Annotated in this window: 22 protein-coding genes and 2 pseudogenes; 6 read left to right on the top strand and 18 right to left on the bottom strand. The window is 33.1% G+C overall.

What is annotated here, in order from left to right; all coding sequences use genetic code 11:
• The 6 genes from AB8B65_RS06355 to AB8B65_RS06330 form a co-directional block, all read right to left on the bottom strand.
• On the bottom strand, positions 1-241 hold a 241-nt coding region (locus tag AB8B65_RS06355; RefSeq protein WP_405300026.1), incomplete at its 3' end, for a hypothetical protein.
• Between the two features lie 12 nt (positions 242-253).
• Entirely contained in the window at positions 254-742 is a 489-nt protein-coding gene (locus AB8B65_RS06350) for a hypothetical protein (RefSeq protein WP_405300025.1), read from the bottom strand.
• A gap of 30 nt (positions 743-772) precedes the next feature.
• Positions 773-1,270 (bottom strand): DoxX family protein, encoded by a 498-nt coding sequence (locus AB8B65_RS06345; RefSeq protein WP_405300024.1) that lies wholly within the window; start codon positions 1,268-1,270, stop codon positions 773-775.
• 282 nt (positions 1,271-1,552) lie between these two features.
• Positions 1,553-2,878 carry a tetratricopeptide repeat protein gene (locus AB8B65_RS06340; protein ID WP_405300023.1) on the bottom strand — a complete coding sequence of 442 codons (1,326 nt, stop codon included), beginning with the start codon at positions 2,876-2,878 and terminating at the stop codon, positions 1,553-1,555.
• 144 nt (positions 2,879-3,022) lie between these two features.
• Positions 3,023-3,619: a hypothetical protein gene (locus AB8B65_RS06335; protein WP_405300022.1), complete on the bottom strand. Its 597-nt coding sequence runs from the start codon at positions 3,617-3,619 to the stop codon at positions 3,023-3,025.
• A gap of 195 nt (positions 3,620-3,814) precedes the next feature.
• On the bottom strand, positions 3,815-4,954 hold the full coding sequence (locus tag AB8B65_RS06330; RefSeq protein ID WP_405300021.1) for a helix-turn-helix domain-containing protein: 1,140 nt from the start codon (positions 4,952-4,954) through the stop codon (positions 3,815-3,817).
• A 453-nt stretch (positions 4,955-5,407) separates the two neighbouring features.
• On the opposite strand from AB8B65_RS06330, the pseudogene AB8B65_RS06325 reads away from it, so the two are divergent.
• Positions 5,408-5,719, top strand: a pseudogene (locus AB8B65_RS06325) (putative quinol monooxygenase); the annotation flags it as partial.
• 396 nt (positions 5,720-6,115) lie between these two features.
• Positions 6,116-6,976, top strand: a complete 861-nt coding sequence (locus tag AB8B65_RS06320; protein ID WP_405300020.1) for a helix-turn-helix domain-containing protein — start codon at positions 6,116-6,118, stop codon at positions 6,974-6,976.
• 6 nt (positions 6,977-6,982) lie between these two features.
• On the opposite strand, the gene AB8B65_RS06315 is transcribed toward AB8B65_RS06320, so the two are convergent.
• From AB8B65_RS06315 to AB8B65_RS06285, 7 genes are all read right to left on the bottom strand, one after another.
• Positions 6,983-7,780 (bottom strand): DUF1853 family protein, encoded by a 798-nt coding sequence (locus AB8B65_RS06315; protein ID WP_405300019.1) that lies wholly within the window; start codon positions 7,778-7,780, stop codon positions 6,983-6,985.
• Between the two features lie 104 nt (positions 7,781-7,884).
• Positions 7,885-10,296 (bottom strand): thiamine pyrophosphate-dependent enzyme, encoded by a 2,412-nt coding sequence (locus AB8B65_RS06310; protein WP_405300018.1) that lies wholly within the window; start codon positions 10,294-10,296, stop codon positions 7,885-7,887.
• A gap of 216 nt (positions 10,297-10,512) precedes the next feature.
• Complete coding sequence (locus AB8B65_RS06305) at positions 10,513-11,034, bottom strand: DUF3575 domain-containing protein (RefSeq protein ID WP_405300017.1); 522 nt, start codon at positions 11,032-11,034, stop codon at positions 10,513-10,515.
• Between the two features lie 152 nt (positions 11,035-11,186).
• A complete protein-coding gene (locus AB8B65_RS06300; RefSeq protein WP_405300016.1) occupies positions 11,187-14,012 on the bottom strand; it encodes a metalloprotease in 2,826 nt (941 codons plus the stop codon).
• Positions 14,013-15,278 carry a T9SS type A sorting domain-containing protein gene (locus AB8B65_RS06295; RefSeq protein ID WP_405300015.1) on the bottom strand — a complete coding sequence of 422 codons (1,266 nt, stop codon included), beginning with the start codon at positions 15,276-15,278 and terminating at the stop codon, positions 14,013-14,015.
• An 89-nt stretch (positions 15,279-15,367) separates the two neighbouring features.
• Positions 15,368-16,057 (bottom strand): TIGR00730 family Rossman fold protein, encoded by a 690-nt coding sequence (locus tag AB8B65_RS06290; RefSeq protein WP_405300014.1) that lies wholly within the window; start codon positions 16,055-16,057, stop codon positions 15,368-15,370.
• A gap of 193 nt (positions 16,058-16,250) precedes the next feature.
• A complete protein-coding gene (locus AB8B65_RS06285) occupies positions 16,251-17,369 on the bottom strand; it encodes a LytTR family transcriptional regulator DNA-binding domain-containing protein (RefSeq protein ID WP_405300013.1) in 1,119 nt (372 codons plus the stop codon).
• A 157-nt stretch (positions 17,370-17,526) separates the two neighbouring features.
• On the opposite strand from AB8B65_RS06285, the gene AB8B65_RS06280 reads away from it, so the two are divergent.
• From AB8B65_RS06280 to AB8B65_RS06270, 3 genes are read left to right on the top strand one after another with little or no spacing between them, the layout of a single operon-like run.
• Entirely contained in the window at positions 17,527-17,943 is a 417-nt protein-coding gene (locus AB8B65_RS06280) for an OB-fold protein (protein ID WP_405300012.1), read from the top strand.
• 10 nt (positions 17,944-17,953) lie between these two features.
• Positions 17,954-18,499: a YceI family protein gene (locus AB8B65_RS06275; protein ID WP_405300011.1), complete on the top strand. Its 546-nt coding sequence runs from the start codon at positions 17,954-17,956 to the stop codon at positions 18,497-18,499.
• Entirely contained in the window at positions 18,489-19,367 is an 879-nt protein-coding gene (locus tag AB8B65_RS06270) for a DUF5777 family beta-barrel protein (protein ID WP_405300009.1), read from the top strand. The genes AB8B65_RS06275 and AB8B65_RS06270 overlap by 11 nt, the downstream gene beginning before the upstream one ends.
• A gap of 84 nt (positions 19,368-19,451) precedes the next feature.
• Here AB8B65_RS06270 and AB8B65_RS06265 read toward each other — a convergent pair whose 3' ends face one another.
• Both AB8B65_RS06265 and AB8B65_RS06260 read right to left on the bottom strand, forming a co-directional pair.
• Positions 19,452-19,769 carry a type II toxin-antitoxin system RelE/ParE family toxin gene (locus AB8B65_RS06265; protein ID WP_405300008.1) on the bottom strand — a complete coding sequence of 106 codons (318 nt, stop codon included), beginning with the start codon at positions 19,767-19,769 and terminating at the stop codon, positions 19,452-19,454.
• Positions 19,770-19,772: 3 nt separating this feature from the next.
• Positions 19,773-20,006: a hypothetical protein gene (locus AB8B65_RS06260; protein ID WP_405300007.1), complete on the bottom strand. Its 234-nt coding sequence runs from the start codon at positions 20,004-20,006 to the stop codon at positions 19,773-19,775.
• A gap of 141 nt (positions 20,007-20,147) precedes the next feature.
• Here AB8B65_RS06260 and AB8B65_RS06255 point away from each other — a divergent pair, with 141 nt between their 5' ends.
• A complete protein-coding gene (locus tag AB8B65_RS06255; RefSeq protein ID WP_405300027.1) occupies positions 20,148-20,285 on the top strand; it encodes a hypothetical protein in 138 nt (45 codons plus the stop codon).
• A 58-nt stretch (positions 20,286-20,343) separates the two neighbouring features.
• Here the strand turns inward: AB8B65_RS06255 and AB8B65_RS06250 are convergent, their stop codons facing one another.
• The 3 genes and pseudogenes from AB8B65_RS06250 to AB8B65_RS06240 all read right to left on the bottom strand — a co-directional run bounded on the left by AB8B65_RS06250 (position 20,344) and on the right by AB8B65_RS06240 (position 22,825).
• Positions 20,344-21,342: a redoxin domain-containing protein gene (locus tag AB8B65_RS06250; RefSeq protein WP_405300006.1), complete on the bottom strand. Its 999-nt coding sequence runs from the start codon at positions 21,340-21,342 to the stop codon at positions 20,344-20,346.
• A 127-nt stretch (positions 21,343-21,469) separates the two neighbouring features.
• Positions 21,470-21,901, bottom strand: a pseudogene (locus AB8B65_RS06245) (GNAT family N-acetyltransferase); the annotation flags it as partial.
• Between the two features lie 42 nt (positions 21,902-21,943).
• Entirely contained in the window at positions 21,944-22,825 is an 882-nt protein-coding gene (locus tag AB8B65_RS06240) for a hypothetical protein (protein WP_405300005.1), read from the bottom strand.
• Between the last annotated feature and the right edge of the window lie 203 nt (positions 22,826-23,028).

Here is a 23,028-nt window from a genome sequence, read left to right as displayed (position 1 = left end):
CTAAGTATAAGGTGTTGTCAACGACTTCTTTACCAATTAAATCTAAGATGTTTTCGTCGGTTGTAATCGTCATGCTTTCAGTTGTGGCAGCTTGATCAATGGTAACTTTCGCATAGAAATTGATTTTAATTTTCTGAATATTTTCAAGCGGAAACGTACGTGTAATAACTTTTTTATTTCCTTTCACTTGCGCTAATGCAACGTTTCCTATAAGTAAAATTGCTATGAGTATTTTTTTCATCTTTTTCTTTTTTTATGATTTTGTATATGTGTATTGATTGCGGACAAATTTCCCTGGCGCGTCTTTAAATTCCACTTCTTTTTTTATTATAAGTTCTTTGTTATTAAAGAAATAGCTAATGTATATTGTGGCGTCTCTGTTGTCATCTTTTCCTTCGTACATGGTTTCAATTTCGATACTTTCATTCGCTAATCGATTGACTTTGATTACTTTTTGTTTTCCGATAAATGTGCCATTTTTCTTAATTTTTAAAGAACTTTTATTGTTGGCACTTTCTTCAGATGTATATCTTGTATTGAAGATAATTTTGTTCTTTTTTACTTCTATTTGAAGCATTGTAGGCAAGATTACTTCTTTACTGTCGCTGTAATTCACATACATTAATTCGCCTGTCCAATTGGTATTGTCTAAACTTGCAAAGTCGGAAATATTAACTGTTTCTTGTGCGTTTGTAAAAAGTACTGTGGTAAGTGTGATAAATAGTGTGATGAGTGTTTTCATAATGATATTTTTTATAGATTGATAAACTGATTAAGCGTTTGTTTTTTTACTGATGAGATAATCGAGTCCGAAACGACCTGAACCAAAGTATAGATTGTAAATAGCAATCCACAGAAAGCCCATTGCAGGCAGCATTTGCCAAGTAGATTGTCCCCATTTTTGAAGAAAGATGGCAACGAGCATTGTACACATTAGTAAAAAGGAAGCGATTCGTGTTTGTAAACCGAGTGCGAGAAAAATTCCGCCAACGGCTTCACTGAATGCGCCCATCCAAGCGAAGCATATAGGAAACCAAGCGAATATTCCGCCATATTCCGCAACATCTTCTGGAAACCAAGCGGCAACTTCAAATAAACCTAAGTTTTGACTTTCGTCTGTCCAAGGCATTCCAAATTTGCTGGCACCAAAATCGATGGCAACTAATAATCCGCATATAATTCTGATGATGGCAAATAGTAAATCTGCAAACCAATCTTTTTGCGTAATAGGTTTTGTAATCTTTCCAAAGTAATTTTTGAACGTTTCCATGATGCATTAAATTTGTTTCGTTTTGTTGATACAAATTTGCAACATCATTCGCCGTTAAACGACTTAAAACGTGTGGATACGGCTTATTGTACGATTTGAGACGTCTTATTTTCACTTCTACAAGCTCAGTGTGAATGCTCTTAGGTTGTTAGTCACGCTGCGCTTTCGATCGCTGCGCTCTTGGTATTTTAGTAAGTGAAATTTGGATAGAAAACGTTATTTTCAAAATTAACAAATCAACAAATTGAATACATTAGAAGAAACGATTTGTGAGTATTTGTTTTATTTACTTTTTATTTCGTTCATGCGTTTCATCGCTTCTGGCTCGCCTTTTTTAACGGCTTTTTCCAAGTATTTCATTCCTAAATCGCTTTTACCTTGATTGATAAGAAAATTGGCATAATGTAATTCCAATAGGTCAACAGGTACAGTTTCAGACTGGAATGCTAATTGAAAATTGGATTCCGCTTTTTCTATTTCATTTTTTGCTAAGAAGTATAATGCAAGGTTTCTAAAAGTGTAGGCATTGTCATTATTGTCGGTTTGCAACGCTTTTTCAAGTTGTTGTTTTCCTTCTTCAATTTGTCCTATTTGAATAAGCACATATCCTAAATTATCATGAGCAAATCCATAATTAGGATCTATTTGAAGTGCTTTGCGAAAGTTTGCAATACTCTTTTCATATTCGCCATTTCTTAGTTGATAATAGCCAATATTGTTGTAAACGTCCGATTTTAATAATTCATCTTCAGTTAAAAGCAGCACTTGTTTTAGATTAGAGATTGCTGATTCAAAATCGCCATTTTGGTATGCTTTGTCTGCTTGATTGAATAGGTCATTTGCGTCTAATTCATTTGTATTGAAAACTTCTGAAAATGAGTTATTTAGAAAAGTAATGGCACGTTCAAATTGCACTTTATGTGCTTGTGGCAGTTGATTTTTCCATTCGGGATTATCTTGTCCTATCAGTTTTGAATGTATTGCTAAGCCAAACGCCATTACTTCAATTGGCATTTCAGAAACGTAAGTCCATTTGGTTTCCCAAAATCCATCATCAACTTGTCCGTTATCAGTCAAGTTTTGTGCGAGCGGAATTCCAAATCCAAAATAAATTCCTGCAATAAAGAGGAAAAGACTAGTGTCATTTCCTGTGTCGAATTGTAATTTGTTTTCAGTCAATCGAATTTTAATACATTCGTAAATCAAGCTGAATATAAGTCTGTTAGATCGATTAGAAATACTTTTCGCAATGTGAATTTTGTAATTATTCTCAGTTATTTCTGTTTCCGTTTCAAATGGTTTGCCTTGTATTTCAAATGGTATTCCATACACATCTCTTAAATCTTGATGCATTACAAATGTAATTTTACCAGCATCTAAATCGAGCAAATTGCAGAGATCTTCAATCACGTTTTGGACTTGTAAATTACTTGTCGAAAAGGTTTTTGGAAAAAATTTATCTGTAATTATAATTTGTTCACTTTGTCTAGTGGGATAGCCAAAAACTTGAATCAGCCATTTGAAATTATCTTCAACCCAATTTCTATCAGGTTCGGTTATTTGAAACGTTGTTTCTTTTGCTTTTTTATTCAATCCGAATAATTTCATCTTTCTAATTTGGCATAATATATAACAAGTATTCTTGCTATTTCAGCAATCACTAAATTTAGGTTTTTCGTGTAAATTCAGTCATAGCTAAAATTACAATAATCTGACTCAACGTCAAAAACATCGAATAGATTTTTAGAAAGACTACTCCGTAACTTCTTGAATGATGCCGTATTTATCAAATATAAACGAGAAGTTTTGGTTGATTTTTAAGGAGTTGAACGTGGAAATGATGTTTAGAAGTAGTTTTTTAATTTCTTTTATACTTTTTGAAGAATCTACATGAATACTAATGAATTTAGTTGCTTCTTTAGAAGGATAATCTTCATCATTTAGCGGATTTATCAAATGATTTTTTAAAACGGAATGTATAGCTGTAATCGGATATTTTAGTTGCTCGTTCACTGTGATACTGTCTGTATCAAAATAAATGATTTGTCTTAATTTGTAATCATAGATATCTCCGCAAAATTGTAGCGGTTGAATTGTATAGTTATTTTCGGCAGTTTCAATAGTAAAAAGGAGTGTTTTTGTACTACAATCGGTTGTATCAATCATTTTTAGGACTTCTCCGAAATTTTTTAGCGAATCCATATTCGTTTCTATAGATGTTTGCTTTTTGGTTTGAAACGTTAAAAATGATTGTACCGTTTTTTCTTTAGGAAGATTCTTTTCTTTTTTAGAATCTACACAGTTCATCAAGAAAAAACAGAGTAGTACGAATGAGATTGATTTTTTCATTTTTCCAGCTTTAGCTTTTAAATATCCGTAAAATGTATCGGTAAATTACTCAAAAAACTATTTTTTACGATTTGAGACGTTTTTTTAAACTCGCTGCACTCTTGGTATTTTAGTAAGTGAATTTGCGTATGAAACTTCATTTTCAAATTGACGAATCAACAAATCCACAAACCAACAAATCAACAAATTCCCAAATCAACCCACTAAAGACTGTAAATACTGCGTAGGAGAGAAGTTGGTGAGTTTTTTGAAGACTCTATTAAAAGTAGCTTTGCTGTTAAAACCACATTCATACGCGATTCCGAGTAAGGAAAGTTGTTCGTGTTTTCCTTCTTTCAGCATTCCTTTAAACGCGTTTACACGATACGAATTCACAAAGTCATTAAAGTTCATTTTAAAACCACTGTTGATAATTTCTGAAAGTTGTCCGCGCGTAACATTGGCTTGTTTGGCGAGTTCGGATAAGTTTAAATCTGGATTTAAGTACGGTTTTTCACGTTCCATAAGTGCTGCAATAGCTGCAACCGCTGTGTTTTCAACTTCTTTTTTGGTTTCTTTTGTCGCTTCCGGAATCGAAATTTGTTTTGGCGAAAAGCTAAAGTCTAGTTTATTCAGTTTTGTAGTTTCTGTGAAATATCCTTTCAATCCAATATAAATAGCACAAATTGCCAAGGATAGATTGAACCACCAACGTTCAATATAACCTAAATCGATAATAGTACCAACAACAGTTTGTATAGAATCGTACAGAAATAAGAAGGTAAATACGATGAGGAAATTGCGAATCCAATTTAGCTCCAGCTTAAAAATATTAGAGAAGTATTGCTTTATTTTTTGGCGGTAATTGTAGTACAATTGAATGGTAAATGCTAAATAGAGTAGCATTACCGAAAAACCAACAATTAGTAAAACAGGTTGCATAATTTCTTCGTCGAGCGCAATTTTTAAAACACCATTCTGCGTTTCGTTAAATCCTGGTTGCAAAGCATCGTAGGTATAAATTGTTAAGCGATAGACAACTAAACTTATCGGAATTACAAAATGCCACCAATATTTTTTAAGAAATTTGAAGTTCGATTTTGTAATCGATTTTACATAAAAGTATATTAATGGTGCAATTGCAGTGCCAGCATCAATTAAAAAATAGTTGATTTTGGTATTCCGAAATGTATCGTACCAACCCATAAAACCAACGGTGTAACAAATTTGCTGATAAGACGAAATAAGTAATAAAATTGCTAAAATAGCATCGGAAGTGTTCCTTTTTTCAGCATAGCGTTTTAGCAACAATACGATCAAAATTAATGCTTGAAATACAAGAATTAATAAGGGCATGCTGTATATGTTGAAATTTGGGAACATTTATAAAGTTACTTTTTATTTGATTCAAAACTACTAAACTTTTTCAGTTTTTATGTACGAAAATGGACTCATGATACGATTTGAGACCTTGTTTTATCGATTTTAAAATGTGATTGAAGAACTTTTGTGACGATTTCTAGGCTTTGCGTTCGTTTTTTCCTTTCCTGTAGCTTATGATCCAATTTTAAATCTTGTTTTGGTATAACAGAACGTAAATTCTGAACCTACAAATCACCAAACTAGAAAAATGTCCATGTAGAAGTGACAAATATCCATTTTATGAACATTCAATTTGCCGCAAATTTGCACTGTAACAATGAAATAAGCAAAAAGATGAAATCAAAAATTCCATTAAAATTAATGATCCTAGTAGTACTTCTAGGAATTTCAACGCAAATATTTTCTAAACCTAAAAACAGTAATGATATGAATGACAAAAAAAATGAAACCGTCGGATTGGTAGTAATTATGAAAGCGAAAGCTAACAAAGTTGAAGAAGTAAAGAACTTTTTACGTAATGCTTTAGTTTTAGTAAATGAAGAAGTACAAACAGTGTCTTGGTTTGCGTTTCAAATTGATGAACAGACTTTTGGAATATACGATGCTTTTGAGGTGGAAAGTGGAAGACAAGCACATTTGAAAGGAAAAGTAGCAGAAGCATTGCTCGCAAATGCAGGAAATCTTCTTGAAAATTTTGATCCTGCAAAAGATATTCAATTGGTAAGTGTAATTGCTGCAAATCATACACCGGGAATTCAAAATAAAGGATTATTTGTTACGATGAAAGCAAAACCAGGGAAAGCAGCAACTGTTGAAAATTTCCTTCATGCAGGAAAAGAACTTGTTGGAGAAGAAGTAAAGACACTATCATGGTATGCTATAAAAATTGATGAGAATACGTATGCCATTTTTGATACTTTTACAAATGACGAAGGCAGAAACGCGCACTTAACAGGGAAAGTAGCAGCGGCATTGATGAAAAATGCTCCCGTTATTTTGGACGATTTTGAAGCGTCTCACATTCAGAAAATAGATGTTTTAGCTTCAAAATAAATACAATTCATCAGATTGGGAAGGAGTTTGGTTCAATTCCTTCCTAATTATTTTTATATTCGGATCGTAAGTAAAACCACTATGGCGCAAGTAATTATTAATAAACATAATGGAGAATTGGCTTTTCGACTAGAAAAATTCAACGATTTAACTCAGTTTGACCATTTGCAACGAAAAAATTATTATTCAATGGTTTTTTTAAAAGGCAGTAATTTTAACCTTACGGTAGATTTTACTAAATATGATTTTGAAGAAAATCAGATGATTTGTTTGGCGCCATATCAGCCTTTTATGATTACTTCTACAGCGCCTTCTTCTGGTTATTTACTGAACTTTCATCCTGACTTTTTTTGTACATATCGACATCAAAATGAAATAGAAACCGAAGGCATACTTTTTAATAATTTTCACGGATTGCCGTTTTTTAAAATTTCTGAAGAAGTTTTATTTCTGAATTTAATCGATCAAATTTCAAGAGAAATGGATCGAGATTCCATCGCACAACATGAAGTGCTCGTTGCTTTTTTGAAAGTATTTTTGATAGAATCTGTTCGACAAAAAAAACAATTTGATAATGATTTAGTGCCAAAAACTTCTGGAAATCAATCAGAAATTTTACAAAACCTTGTAGATGCAATTGAAGGAAATTATACAGTGTTGCATTCGCCACAAGATTATGCTGATGTGTTGTGTGTAAGCTCAAAAACATTAGGTGTAATTGTGAAAAAATACCTTAATCAAACGACTTCTTCATTAATTACAAATAGAATTATGATAGCAGCCAAACGGGAACTATATCTCACTTCAAAGCCAGTAAAGCAGATTGCTGCTTGTTTGGGATATGAAGATGAATTTTACTTTAGTCGTTTTTTTAAGAAAAAAGCAGGCGTTTCACCAGATACGTACAGAAAAACGGTTGGTTTTGCCAAAATGGAGAAGTAACTGTCGTTAAAAGTGTGACCACCAAACAATAAAAAAACATTCATACATATTATCGTATTTCTGCCAACACAACAACGATCGTTTTTCTGCTAAGTTTTTAGAAATGATTGCTTCTATACTTTTAAAATCTGTCCAAGTTTCGTTTTCAGAAGGCGAAATTCCCCATGCTGTTTTGGATGGAATGTAATACGCTTTCGCGGGATGGTCTAAATGTTGAAACGTTTCAAAATTCATATAAACGCCTTTAACCGATTTTTGAAATGCAGAATTTAGTTTTAGTGTAGTTTGATACGGAACGAATAAATTTGCCAACACACAGACTTTTTGTGTAACTTTTTGAACGTTTACGTTTGGTAATTTCGCTTTGCTTGCTTCATGATAGAGTAGAGGAAACTGCTTTTGTGTTAGCTTGTTTAATTTTTCATGCAACGCATCTTTTCTGTTTGGACCAATCCAACAAAAGTTGGTTTCTGATGAAAGTGTCGGGTCAAACAAATAGAATTTATAGGCCAATTCTAAGTGAATAATTTCTTCTGAATCAACATTCTGAATGATAAAGTCAATTTCGCCAATGGTATTTTTTTCTTGAATAATTTGTACGTTTTCATACAGCATCCTATAGTTTTTAGATGCTTTTATGAGTTCGGACACTATTTTTTCTATCAAATGTCCTAAACGGCGATTGGTTGGCAATTGAAATTCAGGAAGTGTAGAAATTTCCAATTCAGCAAGATGAAACGTCGAAATTTTGGTAATTGCCGTATCAAGTTGTGTAGCATTTAAAATAGAAGTTATTCTCGACATTGGATTCATCAGCTAAATATAGCAAATAAAAAACGCCAAACTTAAAAAGCTTGGCGTTTATATATTTTATGTGATACTGAATCAAGTTCAGCATGACGAAATTCTTAGTACAACTTCGGAAAATCTGTTGGATTTGCTTCGTGCATCATTGCGTATATTTTCTCAAAAATATCTTCTGCTGAAGGTTTAGAGAAATAATCTCCATCAGTTCCATACGCAGGTCTGTGCGCTTTTGCAGTCAATGTTTGTGGTTTGCTATCCAAATACTGATATCCGTTTTGTTCGTCTACAATATGTTGTAATATAAACGCAGAAGCACCACCAGGCACATCTTCGTCCACAACTAATAAACGATTTGTTTTTTGAACACTTTTTACACAATCATGATTGATATCAAACGGAATTAACGCTTGACAATCAATGATTTCAATATCGATTCCAACAGCTTGTAATTCTTTTGCAGCTTGTTCAATGATACGTAGTGTAGAACCATACGAAACAACTGTCATGTCGCTTCCTTCTTTGATGGTTTCTACAACGCCAATTTTTGTTTTAAATTCTCCTAAATTCGTTGGTAGTTGTTCTTTTAAGCGATAGCCATTCAAACATTCTACAACTAAAGCAGGTTCATCACTTTCTAATAAAGTATTGTAAAAACCAGCTGCTTTGGTCATGTTTCTTGGCACTAAGACATGAATTCCTTTAATGGTATTGATTATGGCGCCCATTGGCGAACCAGAATGCCAAATTCCTTCCAAACGATGTCCACGTGTACGAATGATGACAGGCGCTTTTTGCGTTCCTTTGGTTCTGTATAAAACGGTTGCCAAATCGTCACTCATAATTTGCAACGCATATAAAAGGTAATCTAAGTATTGAATTTCTGCTATTGGACGCAATCCGCGCATTGCCATTCCAATTCCTTGTCCAAGAATGGTAGCTTCACGAATTCCAGTATCGGAAACACGTAATTTTCCGTATTTCTCTTGCATTCCTTCCAATCCTTGATTTACATCTCCAATTTCTCCTGCATCTTCTCCAAAAATTAATGCTTCAGGATATTTTGAAAATATCGCATCAAAGTTATCTCTTAATACGATTCGTGCATCCACTTCTTCTGCATCTGAGCCATAAACAGGATCATTTGCTTCAATTTTTAAAACGCTTTTTGCAGATTCGCTATATAAGTGTGAACTGTATTTTGGTTGAATTTTTCCAAAGTACGCTGTAATCCAATTGCTTAATACTTGTTTTTCAGCGGAAACTTCGCCAATAACCAAACGCAATGCTTTGCGGGCAAATCCTGCAATCTCTTTACGAATAGGTTCTGCAATAGCAGCTAAATCTTCTTTAAGTTTGTTAATGAATACTTTGTTAGGACTAGATTTCGCTAAGTTTTCAAGCAACGCTACAACTTCTAATTGTTCTTGCTTCATTGGTGCTACAAACGCTTTCCAAGCTGCTTTTTTACCATCACGCACTTGCTTTTTGATGTCTTTTTCTAAAGCAATTAGGTTTTCATCGGTTTCAATACCGTTTTCAATCATCCATTTGCGCATTTGCGCATTGCAATCGTATTCAACTTCCCAAGCCAAACGCTCTTTACTTTTGTAACGTTCGTGCGAACCAGAAGTAGAATGTCCTTGCGGCTGCGTTACTTGTTGTACGTGAATTAATACAGGAACGTGATGTTCGCGCGCAATGTCAGATGCTTTTTGGTACGTTGCTATTAATGATGGATAATCCCAACCATTTACTCTAAAAATCTCGTATCCGTTTTCGTTTTCGTTGCGTTGAAAACCTTTTAAGATTTCCGATATGTTTTCTTTTGTAGTTTGATGTTTTGCATGCACAGAAATTCCATATTCATCATCCCAAACGCTCATAACCATCGGAACTTGTAATACACCAGCGGCATTGATGGTTTCAAAATATAAGCCTTCACTTGTACTTGCATTTCCAATAGTTCCCCAAGCGATTTCGTCTCCGTTTTTTGAAAATTTTTCTGCATCAATTCCTTCTACATGTCTGTATATTTTGGAAGCTTGCGCCAAACCTAATAAACGCGGCATTTGTCCGGCAGTAGGAGAGATATCGGCACTCGAATTCTTTTGTTGTGTTAAGTTTTTCCATTCGCCATTTTTGTCCAAACTATGTGTAGCAAAGTGTCCGCCCATTTGTCTTCCGGCAGACATTGGTTCTACTTCAATATCGGTATGTGCATACAAACCTGCAAAAAATTGTTGAATGTTCAACTCGCCAATCGCCATCATAAACGTTTGATCGCGGTAATAGCCAGATCTAAAATCACCATTTTGGAATGCTTTCGCGAGTGCTAATTGTGGTACTTCTTTTCCGTCTCCGAAAATACCAAACTTCGCTTTTCCTGTCAATACTTCTCTACGACCTAGCAAACTACATTCACGACTAATTACCGCAGTTTGGTAATCTTGCATGATTTCTTCTTTGAATTGATCGAATGAAATATCTTGTGTGTTTTCAACTTTTGCTTGCATAGTTCTCTTGGATTGAAGTGGTGCAAAACTACAAAAAAACAGGGAGTTTTGCAATAGCGTGAAGTGCTAAATAGATGAAGATAATTTAGTAAAAAGCTATTTTTATTGCGATTTATTTAATTTTAATAAGAAATTAACTTTTTGACTGACGATTGTTTAATTTTTTCAAATGAAAAACTAAATTACCTTTGATGCTTCAGAATGAAAGTATAGCAACTATAATTTATAACTTAATCCAACGTTTACACTAATTCCAGCAACACTACCCAATTCACCTGGACCATTACTACTTCCTAAGGAGTAATGTGGATTTGCCTGTATGAAATAATAAATTCTATCTTTAAATACAGATTTTAAACCCAAAGAAAAACCAGCGCTATATACATCGTCAGAATATACATCCAAGTCATTTTTTTCATTTATTGCTACATACTTAAATGATGGTCCAATAAAAAAGCCTTTGTTTTCCTTAGAAAAATAAAAATGTACTGCGGGTTTGAATTCTATAGCAGAACCTTTTTCTTGAAAACCAAAATTAAAGTCTGTATTAATTGTAAAATGCTTGCCTATATTTCCTTCTATACCAACTCCGGGACCAATAAAAGCACCTGTGAGTCCTCCATATACTTGTACGCCTCCTAAAAGTCTTATTTCTTGAGAATGAATTGTGTTTGTAAAAATTAAGCAGAAAGCTGTACATAATAAGCTAGTTACTGTTTTGGTGTGTAATTTTTTCATGATAGTTTTAATTCAAGATTAATTCGTTATTAGCTACCAAGAACTATACCAAAAGGGTTGAATTACTGCTATCGAATGTGTAACGCAAAAGAAGTGACATTATAGATTGATAATGAATCGTATTTATAAGTAGCATTCTAATTACCGCTATCTTAAAACCACTTTCGTGTGAATAATTTCAGCAATGTTTTTGGACTTAACGTAACAATAAATCGGATGCGCTGATCAAATCCTGGTTGTGCAATTTCCCAACCGTTGTTGGAGTAGACAGGGAAATACAATTCAAAAAAGTCTGGAACCAAGTTGAGTCGCACTCCAGAATCGTATACAAAACGTGCGTTTGCGCCATTGTTTTTTATAAATCCAACGTCTCCATATGCTTCAACCCAACGCCAAATACTGTAACTCGCATTTACAGTTCCAATTAAGTCGTTAGAGAACGGGTTTTCTAGTTTGGACTTAAATCCACCTTCGGCAACTACTAATTGCTGACTATATAAACCTGTGTCTTCTGAGCGACCGTAATAATTGTAATCAAACAAATAATCGGTCGGTCTGTCAAGTGCAAAACTGAAAAAGTCTGAGTTTGTATCGTTGAATAAGAACTTTCCTAAGAAGAAGCGCACATTTAGCTGCCTGTTGTCTCTGAATAGTTTTCGGTAGTTTAAATTGAACGATATTTTAGAGAATCGTTTTGTGATTTGAAAGTCTGTAAACCAAACCATGTGACGAATTGGATCGGGATTTGAGTATACATAACGCGCATTGAAAACACTGTAATTTGGTTCATTATCAAGTGTAGGATCTGGAATTTCAGGTTGTTCTCGTTGTACAATTACATATCTTAAATCGATAAATTCTTTTTGATTCGATCTGAAATCTGGATTTCTAAAACCAAAGGTAACTTTTGGTACCAAACGCGTGTATGTTAGGTTTTCTTCATAATTAAAGTAGTTTCCACCTGCGGTAAAACGTACAAAATATAAATCACTTTTTGTACTTTCAATATCATGACGATATGAGATACTTCCCGAACCTACCAATTGCTTTGAACGCAGTCCGTACGAAGGTTTGAAATCATATAAAAGACGCTTTGTCAAAAATACTTTGTTGTATAAACGCATTCCTGGCGTAAAACCATCGTATAAGTTAAAACGCGCTACAGGTACAAAGAATATTTGATTGTAATGTGGGTTTTCGGCATCTTTAAAGAATGTAAAACGTAATTTTTTGTTGTTTGCAAAGAAACCGTTTAGGGATTTCCAGTTGTCACGTTGATTGAATTCTGGAATGATTTTGTCGTAATTTAATACCAAACGATCAATGCCGTCACGCGGAATGGTTACCGTTTTCTTTTCGCCAATATTCGTAACCCAATGTTTTGAAACAACAGAATCGTTTTTAATTCCGAAAAGCGAAATAGGGAAGTTGCCATCGTATTTGTTTTTGATGGTAACTTGAAGCGAATCGGCTGTTTTTTCTACTTTTCGGATTTTATAATCAATTCGTTTCCTGGAATCTACATAGTTTGTAAAATACCAATCGATGTCTTTTGGTGCTTTTGATTTGAGTAATTCTTCAAAGTTTTTTCGTGACGATTTTTTTAAACGATTTTCAGCATAGAATTCTTTTACGAAATCGTCAATTACTGTTTCGTCAAAGTATGATTTTAGGTATTTTAAACCCACACCAGCTTTGTATTTGTTGGCAATGTTATTATTGAATTTTGTTAAAGAATCCTTAGATGTGTTTAGTGACTGATCAATGTTTTTACGTGCCATTAACATGTATAGAAACGGATATTGGTCATTGAATTCTAGTTTTGCAAATTCATACGAGCGAACTCCCCAAATTTTAGATAATCCGCCTGCAAGCTTCATGTTTGGATAGAATGTTTCTGCGTACACCATTAACATGTATGTTTCTAAAGCATCAGAAATCCACTTTTCGGTTCGTGTATCCATCCACATTGATTCTTCCAAGTTTTTAGTTAAAACCGCTTTTAGAATTTTTATTTCGTATTGAAAGTCATCTGTAAACGGACTTACAAATGATGGCAGTTGTCCTAAACCGTATACAGGATTTTTTTTGTTGTCTATTTTAGAGATCAGCATGTTTTTTCTAGGAAATTTTCCAAGTTTGTCATGGATGAATTGCACTACTTTATCAATGGCAATTGCTTGCTGCTTTTCGTCTAATCGATACGCACCTAAGTTTGTAGTGATGTTTACTTTGTCTGTCTGAAACGTTTTAAAATCAGAGTTTTGACGCAGTAATATGGTAATGTCTTTTACATCTTTTGCGGTAAGTTGAACCGTTTCATTGTTACGATCTACAGTAGTGTCGGCGCTAGAAACAACCGTAAGATTTTTAGGAACAGTAAGCGTAATGTTGTGTGTAGCTTGTTCTGTGTATAAATCGTCTAAGTTTTTGTTGCTGTATAGTTTCCAGCCATTTTTGTAAGCGGCTGGCGTTAGGTACCAATAACGCAAACTAAAGTCGCCTTCGCGTGTAAAACCATAACGTGTAAATTCGTCGTACGGAAGTTTTACTGTATAGTTTAGATCGAATGTTACAGTTTCATTAGGTTGCAACGGTTTATTGAGTACAACTTTGATAATGTCAATTTGTTCCTTTAAACGTTCCCAATTTACCGTAGTGCCATTTACAGAAAATTTATCGATCGTAGTATTTCCGCGTTTTTTTTCTCGTGCTAGGTGAAAGTTTCTACGGAATTCTTCGGCAAAACGTTTTGCTAAAGGCGTATCTTTTCCTGAAAAGGCATGATTCCAATCGTTGAAATATATTTCTGAAAGTGCGATTCCTGTTTCGTTTGTGTAGGTAATTTTTTGGTCAACTGTAATGGTGTTACTTTCCGCAGTTAGCGTTCCAGTAATCGTATTTGTATGCTGTCCAAAAGCTGTAAAACTAAGGAATAGTATAAGATATAGTGCGAAATGGGTGCGTATAGTATTCAATTATTTTTTTATAAATTTTTTAGTTTCTGTAAAATCATCAATTTTTATGTAGTAAATGCCTTTTGGTAAGTTTGCTACATTTACATTGGTAATATCGTTATTTTTCACGTTACCAGACATCAATTTTCGTGCTAAAACGTCATATATCACATATTCATTGTTTGTTGCGGCAGAATTTAACATAAATGACAGTTGGTTGTCGGTTACATTTCCACGAATAAATTGGAATGTGTTTTTTTCTGTAAATTGTGTGGTGCTGAGTAATTGTTCGTTGGTTTCTAATTCCATGACAACAGGCAAATGGTCGCTCATGTCGTGCAATGCATTTCGTAAAGTAGGTGAGTAGCTTACGCCAGAACCTGGAACTTCGGCACAATCTGAAGAGTTGATAGCGCGATTGTAACAGTCTGTATTTATGTTGTTTCCATACGCTTTGTACGAGTTAGGTACATAGTATAAGTCTGTATTTGTCAGCATGTTTTCAGATGTCAGAATGAAGTCAAAACGATCGTCAAATCCGCCAGAAGCACCACCTAAACCACTTTGTGTTCGTGTTGATTGTGTAAATACATCTATAAAACTGCTATTGTTATGCCAATCGCCCAAACGATTTATTGGATCTGTGAGTGTGATTGCGTTTGTTGGATCGGTTAGTAATTGAAACGTGATGTCGTTGCTTGTGTATAAATTCAAATCGCCCGCAAATATAACTTTACTATTTACGTCAATTGTAGAAAGGTACGATACTAATTCTTCCACCATTAAAAAACGGCGCAATTCATCTTCAGGAGAGTTTCCTGCTTTTAAATGACTTACAAATACTTCTAATAGTAGTGGATTTGTAGCTTGATTTACCGTATTTAGTTTTAAAGTATATCTATTAAAATCTCGAAGCGAAGTGGTAATGATGTCTTGTCCTTCGAGAATAAATTTTGAACTATCGTAATAAATTAAGTTTTGTAGTAGATTGGAATCACTACCAGTATCATCTGATGTGTTATTGAAATATACAGCTTGCGTGTAGTTTGGATTAATTGTTTGTAATCGGTTTAAAATCAATCCAGCTCCAAACTCATCGTTGAGTTCACAAATCATAAACAAATCGGGTTGATAATCGGAAAAGACGACTTCTAACTCGTCCAATCTATCCAATGATAGCTCTGGAAAGTTAAGAACATTGTAAAACATTGTCTTGATGTTTTCTTGTCCAATTGTGTGTTGTAACCCTAAGCATAGCAAGCAAAGGATTGCGAATTGTTTTTTCATTTTTTTCTTTTTCGGGTGCAATTTTTACCAAATAAATTATACTATATAGCGTACAATTTATTTGGTGTATTATTCTACAAAGCTTCTTGTTAGAAGTTAGGACTAAGATTGGATTTTTTATAGAATGCATCTAAGATATCCAATACTTCTTCTTCGTTGTCTACGATATGAATTAGATCTAAATCGTGTGCGCTAATGTTTCCAAATTTTTCTAATAGTGTTGCTTTTACCCAATCCATTAATCCTGTCCAAAATTCGGTTCCCACCAAAATAATAGGGAATTTGTCAATTTTTTTCGTTTGGATAAGCGTAATTGCTTCAAATAATTCGTCTAATGTTCCAAATCCACCTGGCATTACCACAAAACCTTGCGAGTATTTTACAAACATTACTTTACGCACGAAGAAATAGTCAAAATTGATGCTTTTATCAGGATCAATGTACGGATTATCGTGTTGCTCAAAAGGCAATACAATGTTTAAACCTACAGAAGTTCCGCCACCTAAGTGCGCTCCTTTGTTTCCAGCTTCCATAATTCCTGGTCCACCACCAGTAATAACTCCGTAGCCGTGATCTACAATTTTATGTGCTATTTTTTGTGCTAGTAAATAGTATTTGTTGTCAGGCTTTGTACGTGCCGATCCAAATATGGATACACACGGACCTATTTGACTCATTTTTTCGAATCCGTTTACGAATTCACCCATTATCTTAAAAAGTGCCCAAGAATCATTGGTTTTTATTTCGTTCCAACCTTTGGCATTACTTTCTTTTCTCATGTTCATTTATTTTTTAATCAAAACATGCTAAGATACTATTTTATGTATAATACTCAGGTAATTTTTATGCTTATTAGGATAAAAAATATTGATCTAAGTAAAGATAAAAAGAGCAGTTGTAAGTTTTATAGGTTTTAACACAGTATTATCGTTTTGAAAACTAAATAACTAGTGTTTTTTTTAATTTTGTTTTTTACATATCCAACCATTTTTTAAAGATAGCTACTTTGTTTTTTCCAATGATGATATCAATTTCAGAAACAGGTTGCATTTCTATTTTTAGTGCGCTGTTTCCGTATTTTATAATTTTATCAATTGCGTAAATGGCTACAATGGTTTGTCGGTTGGCTCTAAAGAATAGTTTAGGATCAAGCGAAGCATATATTTGGTCTAAACTATCGTTTGCTGTGTAGCGTTTGCCATCTTTCCGAACGACATAAGAGATTGAATTTTCTACATAAATATACGCAATGTCTTCAATGGTAATTGGCATTAATTCGTTGCGAATGTAGGTAAGTAAACGCTGTTTGGGTATTTCTTTTGTAGCTTCAGTAATCGTTTTTTCTACTACTTGTGGCGGCGCTACATTTGTTTTTAATTCGGAAATACTTTTTTGATAGTTTTCTAAGGAATTGTTCAATTTAGATAAGTTGAGCACACCATCTTCAAATTTAGCGGTTTTACGATCAATTATTTGTTCGTAATAGGTCGATAATACTCTAATAATTACCAGTAAAAATAGTAACAATAGCAATCCGAGAATTAGATAAATAGTGACTATTTGTTCGGTAAACGACTTCGTTTGCTGATTGAACTTTTTTATATTAAGATGCGCCACAACAATTAAATCGGACTGTTGAATAGGTCGCAAAGCAATAATTTCGGCAGGTTGTGTTTCAACGTCTACATTTTGTAAATGCTCATAGAGTACTTCACCAGTGATGACACTTTTTATATTGGAAAGCATATTGCTTTGTTGCTCGTTTTTGCTTCCGAGTTTAGTTCTGTCGGGATGTGCCACTATCATTCCTGACCAATCAAAAACAGATAGATATACATTTCCATTGTCGCTTCCAGAAATGGCAGCCTGTATACTTTCGACAACGGTTTCTTTTTTAAGATTGTTCGCTAAAGCCACAGCCGCTAAAAAATCAACTTGTTGTATTTCTTGTGTGGCAAGATTGATCGTGTTTTGAAGCTTTGTTGTGTTTTGATATTTGGTTGTAAGTGGAATCACTATTAAACTAATGACAAGCACATATATCAGTACAAAACTGATGGTTGTATAGAGATAAATTCTATAATTTCTCATGGATGAAACTATTCGTTATTTAAAATACTAAAATACTATTTCGATCTATTTTTAAGGGAATTCTCAGCATTTAATATTCCTTTTTACGGGTTTATTTTCCTTTTCGGACAGATTGATCTGTTTCAGAACCCTAGAAAACAGTACTTTTACTGTAGTTATGAAAATAAAAAGACGACATAAAATCATTTTTGTATTCAGTCTTCTCTTTGTGAGTTTGTTTTTTGTGTATACTTATGTGAATAGAGGTATAGCAGATACGACAAAAATAAAAGCCGAAGAGGCATTTACGACCAACGAACTTTTGTCAGAGTTTGAAACTAAGCAGCAAAAGTTGGAAGGTTTTATAGAGAAGGCGATTGAAATTGAAGGAGAAATTAAAGAAATAACTTTTCAAGATGGGAAATATAGTTTAATTTTAAAAGGTGACTCAGATATAAGCTATATCTTGTGCGAAATGCAATCAAATCAAACGAAAGATATCCTAAAACTTCATGCAGGACAAGACATAAAATTGAAAGGAATTTTAAAAGGATTTTTGATGGATGTTATTATCTTGCATTGTGTAATTATTTAAGAAGCATTGAATGAATAAATTTTTACTGGTATTACTTTTTAGTATTTCTGGCAGCGTTACCTCTCAAACCAACCAATATATTGAGCGGCAAGGGCAGGTTACTTTTTTCTCTTACACTTCCGTGGAAAATATACAAGCAACAAACAATCAGGTATTGAGTCTTTTTAATTCGGAATCGCAAGAAATTGCCGTGAGTATTTTAATGCGTGCTTTTGTATTTAAAAAATCATTGATGCACGAACATTTTAATGAGAGTTATATTGAATCTGATTTGTATCCGAAAGCAACATTTAGTGGAAAAATTAAAGGATTTGATGCTTCTGATAGTGAACCACAAACGCGAATGATACAAGGCGATTTTACCTTAAAAAACACCACGAAACCTGTTGAAATTAAGGCAACAATTTCTAAATCAGCACAAGGATATACCATTTCTGGAACATTAGATATTATGATTGATGATTATGATATTAAAGTGCCACCATTATTATCGCCCAATATTTCAAAGAAAATAGAAGTAACGTTTAATTTTAATTATGCGCCGTATGAAAAGTAATTTGATAGTATTTGTGCTCTTCTTTAGTATTTCTCCGTTATTGATTGCTCAAAGTTTGTTAGATACACTTGATAATGAACCGCAAATTCTAGACAATTATACAATGTCTACTTTTAAAGCGACACGTATTTCGATTGGACATTCTGTGGAAACACGTAAAAAAAACACACTCGAAATTTCGTTTATGTCTCGCTATTGGAACATTCCAAATTCTAATGGACGTTCGTTTGTTGCTGATAAAATGAGCGCACGTTTTGGATTCGATTATGGGATTTCGGACCGATTGACTTTCGGAATTGGTTATGGTGTAGGCGTTCCTACTGGAATTTTAGATTCCTACTTAAAATACCGATTGTTTCGACAAACCGATAACGGAAACACGCCATTTAGTGTTACTTTGTTGCAAACTGCTTCGTATCGAACACGATTTATCAACGGAATTGAATCACGAAACGATTTTGGTAGTAAACTCGCATTTACTTCACAAGTGTTGCTTGCGCGAAAGTTTTCTAGGAATTTTTCATTTCAAATAGCACCAACATTCATACACAGAGCATCTTCCAGATCGCCTTTAGACGACCTTAATCATTTTGCAGTAGGTTTTGGTGGACGTTATAAGTTGGGCAATCATGTTTCATTGGTTTCTGAATATTATTATGTTGCCAACGAATTGGAATCGCGAGAAACTTTTGGTGCGTTTTCGCTTGGTGTTAATTGGGAAGTAAGTAAATTGATGTTGCAGTTTAAAATGACGAACAATCCGTTTTTTGCAGAAGATACTTTTATTACGCAAACCGCAAAAAACTTTAATACCAACGACGGGAATTTCTTTTTTGGATTTCATGCTACGTATTATATTCAGTTGTAATAGCACATATATTATTAGAAGCGTTTTTTAAAAAAATATTAAGATATAGGACGAAAAAAAAATATTTATAATTGGAAACAGTATTTATTCTTTATCACGATTCATATCATTTATTTTAGTAGGATTTTGTCTAGTATCAAAAACATCATTTATAATGATTTGAATTCCATTTATCCGATAGATTATTTTGTGATTTCCGCTAATTAAATATCTGTGATTTTGATTCAATTTTTCTAGATTTAACTCTAATTGACCAGATTTAGGGTTTTTTAGAAGTTGATTTGTTGAATCAAGTATTTGTTTTTTAATCTTATGTGCTATTCTTTTAGAAGCTTTGTTTGAATAATAATCAAAAATATCTTTAAGATTTTCAATTGCAAAATCAGACCAAATTATTTTCATTTGCTACCAATTTCCTGATAATTTCTCCAAATCATCTTGAGTTTTAAAATTTCCATTTTTGATATCATTCTCAGATTTTTGAATTCTGTGAATTAATTCATCAACAGTAAATGGAATATATTCAGATGTGTCTTCTTGTTTTCTTAAAATAAACTTTTCTAATTTTTCAATGAATTTTTCATCTTGTAATTGTGCTAGGTAGGCTATTAAGTTGAGCTTTCTTGTTTGTAAATCCATAACAACGATTTTTTCAAATTTACAAAATTATTCCGTTTGTTTTTGGTTTAATCTGACTCAGTCCAAATGTAAATGATAATAAATTGAAATCGTTTAAAACTTATGAATTCTTTACTTTAGTGCTACTAGGAAGTAAGCAAGCTGATGTTACAGTTTAAAATGACCAACAATCCGTTTTTTGTAGAAGATACTTTTATTACGCAAACCGCAAAAAACTTTAATACCAACGACGGGAATTTCTTTTTTGGATTTCATACTACGTATCATATTCAGTTGTAGGTTTGATAGGAAATACGTAATTTTTCATAAGATTATGGAAGTTGTATTCTGTTAATAGTTATTGGTTTTGAACTAATAGTTTTTCAAGTTTTTCTTCTAACTTTTTACCTTTTAGTCTTCGTCCAATTATGATTCCGTCTTCGTTAATTAAAAAATTATCTGGAATTCCGTTTATTCCATAAATAGTAGAAGCCAAATCGTTTCTTTTTAGATCACTTACTTGTATCCAGGGAAGTTTACCTTCTTTAATTGCTTGTACCCAATAGTCCTTTTTCAGATCTTTAGATACAGCAAATATTTCAAATCCTTTCGATTTGTATTTTTCATAAACTTTAATCAAGTTTGGATTTTCAGCTAAACAAGGTCCGCAACTGGAAGACCAAAATTCCAACAACACTAATTTATCTTTTACATCGGATAATTTTCTAGTTTTTCCATTTGTATCTTTCATTTCAAAATCCACATATTTATCTCCAACTTTCGGGTTTTTATTGAATTTGATGTATTTTAAAATATCTTTCCCGTATTCTGATTTTTTATTTTCATCTGATAAAAGATCGTATAGTTCTTTTGTTGTGTTTTTTCCCCAAGTTGTGCTATAAAATGAAATAAGATAGGCACTATAGTTGCTTTTCGGATTAGAACGTACAAATTCAATTCTGTACTTACTTCGTTCACTTCTTGGTACACTATCCAATTTTTGTTTTAAGCGATGGCTTATTTTTTGAGTATTAGAGCCAGCTATTTTTGCTTTTTTAAAACTCGTTTCAGCAGCATCAAATTCCATAGGATTATTTTCTAACCATATAAACCGATATTGCGAATAGTCTTTAGTTCTTAAAACAACTTGCATTGGCGATTTGATTAGTTTCGTCTGAAAATTAAAAGTATTATCAACAACTTCTGCGGAGTCAATTAAGCTTTCTTCAAACTCAAAATAGAGCTTAGTGCCATTCTTAATTTCGTTTGTAGTTCCGGTTAAAGAAAATTCAGTTTTTGGTTTTTCACTACAAGAAAATAGTGTAATTGCGATACAACAAAGGATTATTTTTTTCATGAGTTTCTTCAGCTTAATGCGAATGATATTTATGTACTAAAGTTAGCAAATAAATCACAGATATAAGGCTGAAACTATTTTTATTAATAAGCGTGAAGTAGTCAGTAATTTATAAGTAATTACCCGTTTATACCGCTTTATCAAGGACTTTATTCATGACTAAATTTTCGTAGGTATTGAATTCCATTGGGAAATCTACATTTCCTATCGAAATATAGCCTTGACGTTCATAAAAAGAGATTGCTCTTTTGTTATGAATATAAACTTCGAGATAAAACTCTGTATGTCCATTAGCAAGTACTTCTTTTTCTACTTTGTTTAAGAGTCCGAATCCAATTCCTTTTCCGTAAAATCGTTCCAATACATATAATTTACTTAATTCAGGAACTACAACTTTGCGAATTGGACAAGCACTGTCGTAAATTATTTCAGCAACTCCAATAGGATTTCCGTTTAGGTACGCAATAATTAACCGATTTGGATTTTCGTTTATGATTGTTTCAATATGTACAGGAGAGAACCGCTTGTTTATAAAATTAGCAAACTCAAATGTAATACCGTCAACTGCATACGTTTTTAGTTAGGATTACAGCTATTGAGTTTACTGCTTTTTATTATCCATTTTGACATCTACTTTAACTTTTCCATCTTTATCTTTGGTCATAGTTCTTTTGGTGTCGGGTTGTAAATTTCCTTTCAAAACTTCTTTGACATCATTTTTAAGTTTCTCAAAATCGATATCTTCTTTATAATTATAAGTGTATAAAGTTCCGCTTACTTCTCCTTTTGCAGTTTCGAGTCGTTTATCCATTACATAATCAAAATTGTCATTAGCTCCATGAAACATTAAAACGTGTAATCGATAGAGTTGATCTTTATCGGAACCATCAGTATTTGTGCTATACACATAATATACAACTTTGGTAAAACTGCTTGAAAATCGGTCTTCTGGTAATTCAGCGTACCATTCATAGCCCCAAATATTTTTATCTTCAAATTTAAAAAAGTCAAAGTTGAAGTGTTGATCTATTCCTTCTGGAAGTTGATTTTGTTCTTTTGCTTCATACATTTTCTTTTTCCATTTTTCACCTTCTTCAAAATTCCCTAAGCCATAATTCGCAACGATAATATTTTTGACCATAAAAAACTTTCGCTTGGCAAAGTTCTCATCAAACATTTCAATTCCTTTTTCGATTCCATCAAGCGCTTGTTCTGCAAATTCAAGAGATTGCTGATATTTTTGTTTGTATCTATTCACTTCTTGTAAATGGGTTGCAGTTGCTACTTTGTACCAAAGCGCATATTGATATATAGTATCGTTTTTTGGTACGCTCTTTTCTAAGGCATTGAATTTGACATAAGCTGAATCTATCTGAGCCGATTGTAAAAGTTTTTCTGCTATTTTGTATTCATCAATAAAATTTTTCTGACTGAACCCAAGTATTGGAATTAGTACTAAAATTAGAAAGGTAGCTTTTTTCATAAATGTTTATTTCTGGATTAAGACAGCGTTTTGTGTATGATTAATTATATGGTTTAAGTTTTTAAAGTTAGCAAATATAAACTGAATAAAAAGTCTGTAAGAGTTTTAGAAAGTAGATAAACGATCGTTTATACTCGTATTACAACTAGTTTTTAATCGTTCATTTTTATTTTATGTTGCGTGTATTCCAAAGTAGTAATGTT

Origin of the sequence: Kordia sp., from assembly GCF_045105435.1 — a bacterium.
In the GTDB taxonomy this organism is placed as follows: Bacteria; Bacteroidota; Bacteroidia; order Flavobacteriales; family Flavobacteriaceae; genus Kordia.
This window is presented reverse-complemented; position numbering and strand designations above follow the sequence as displayed.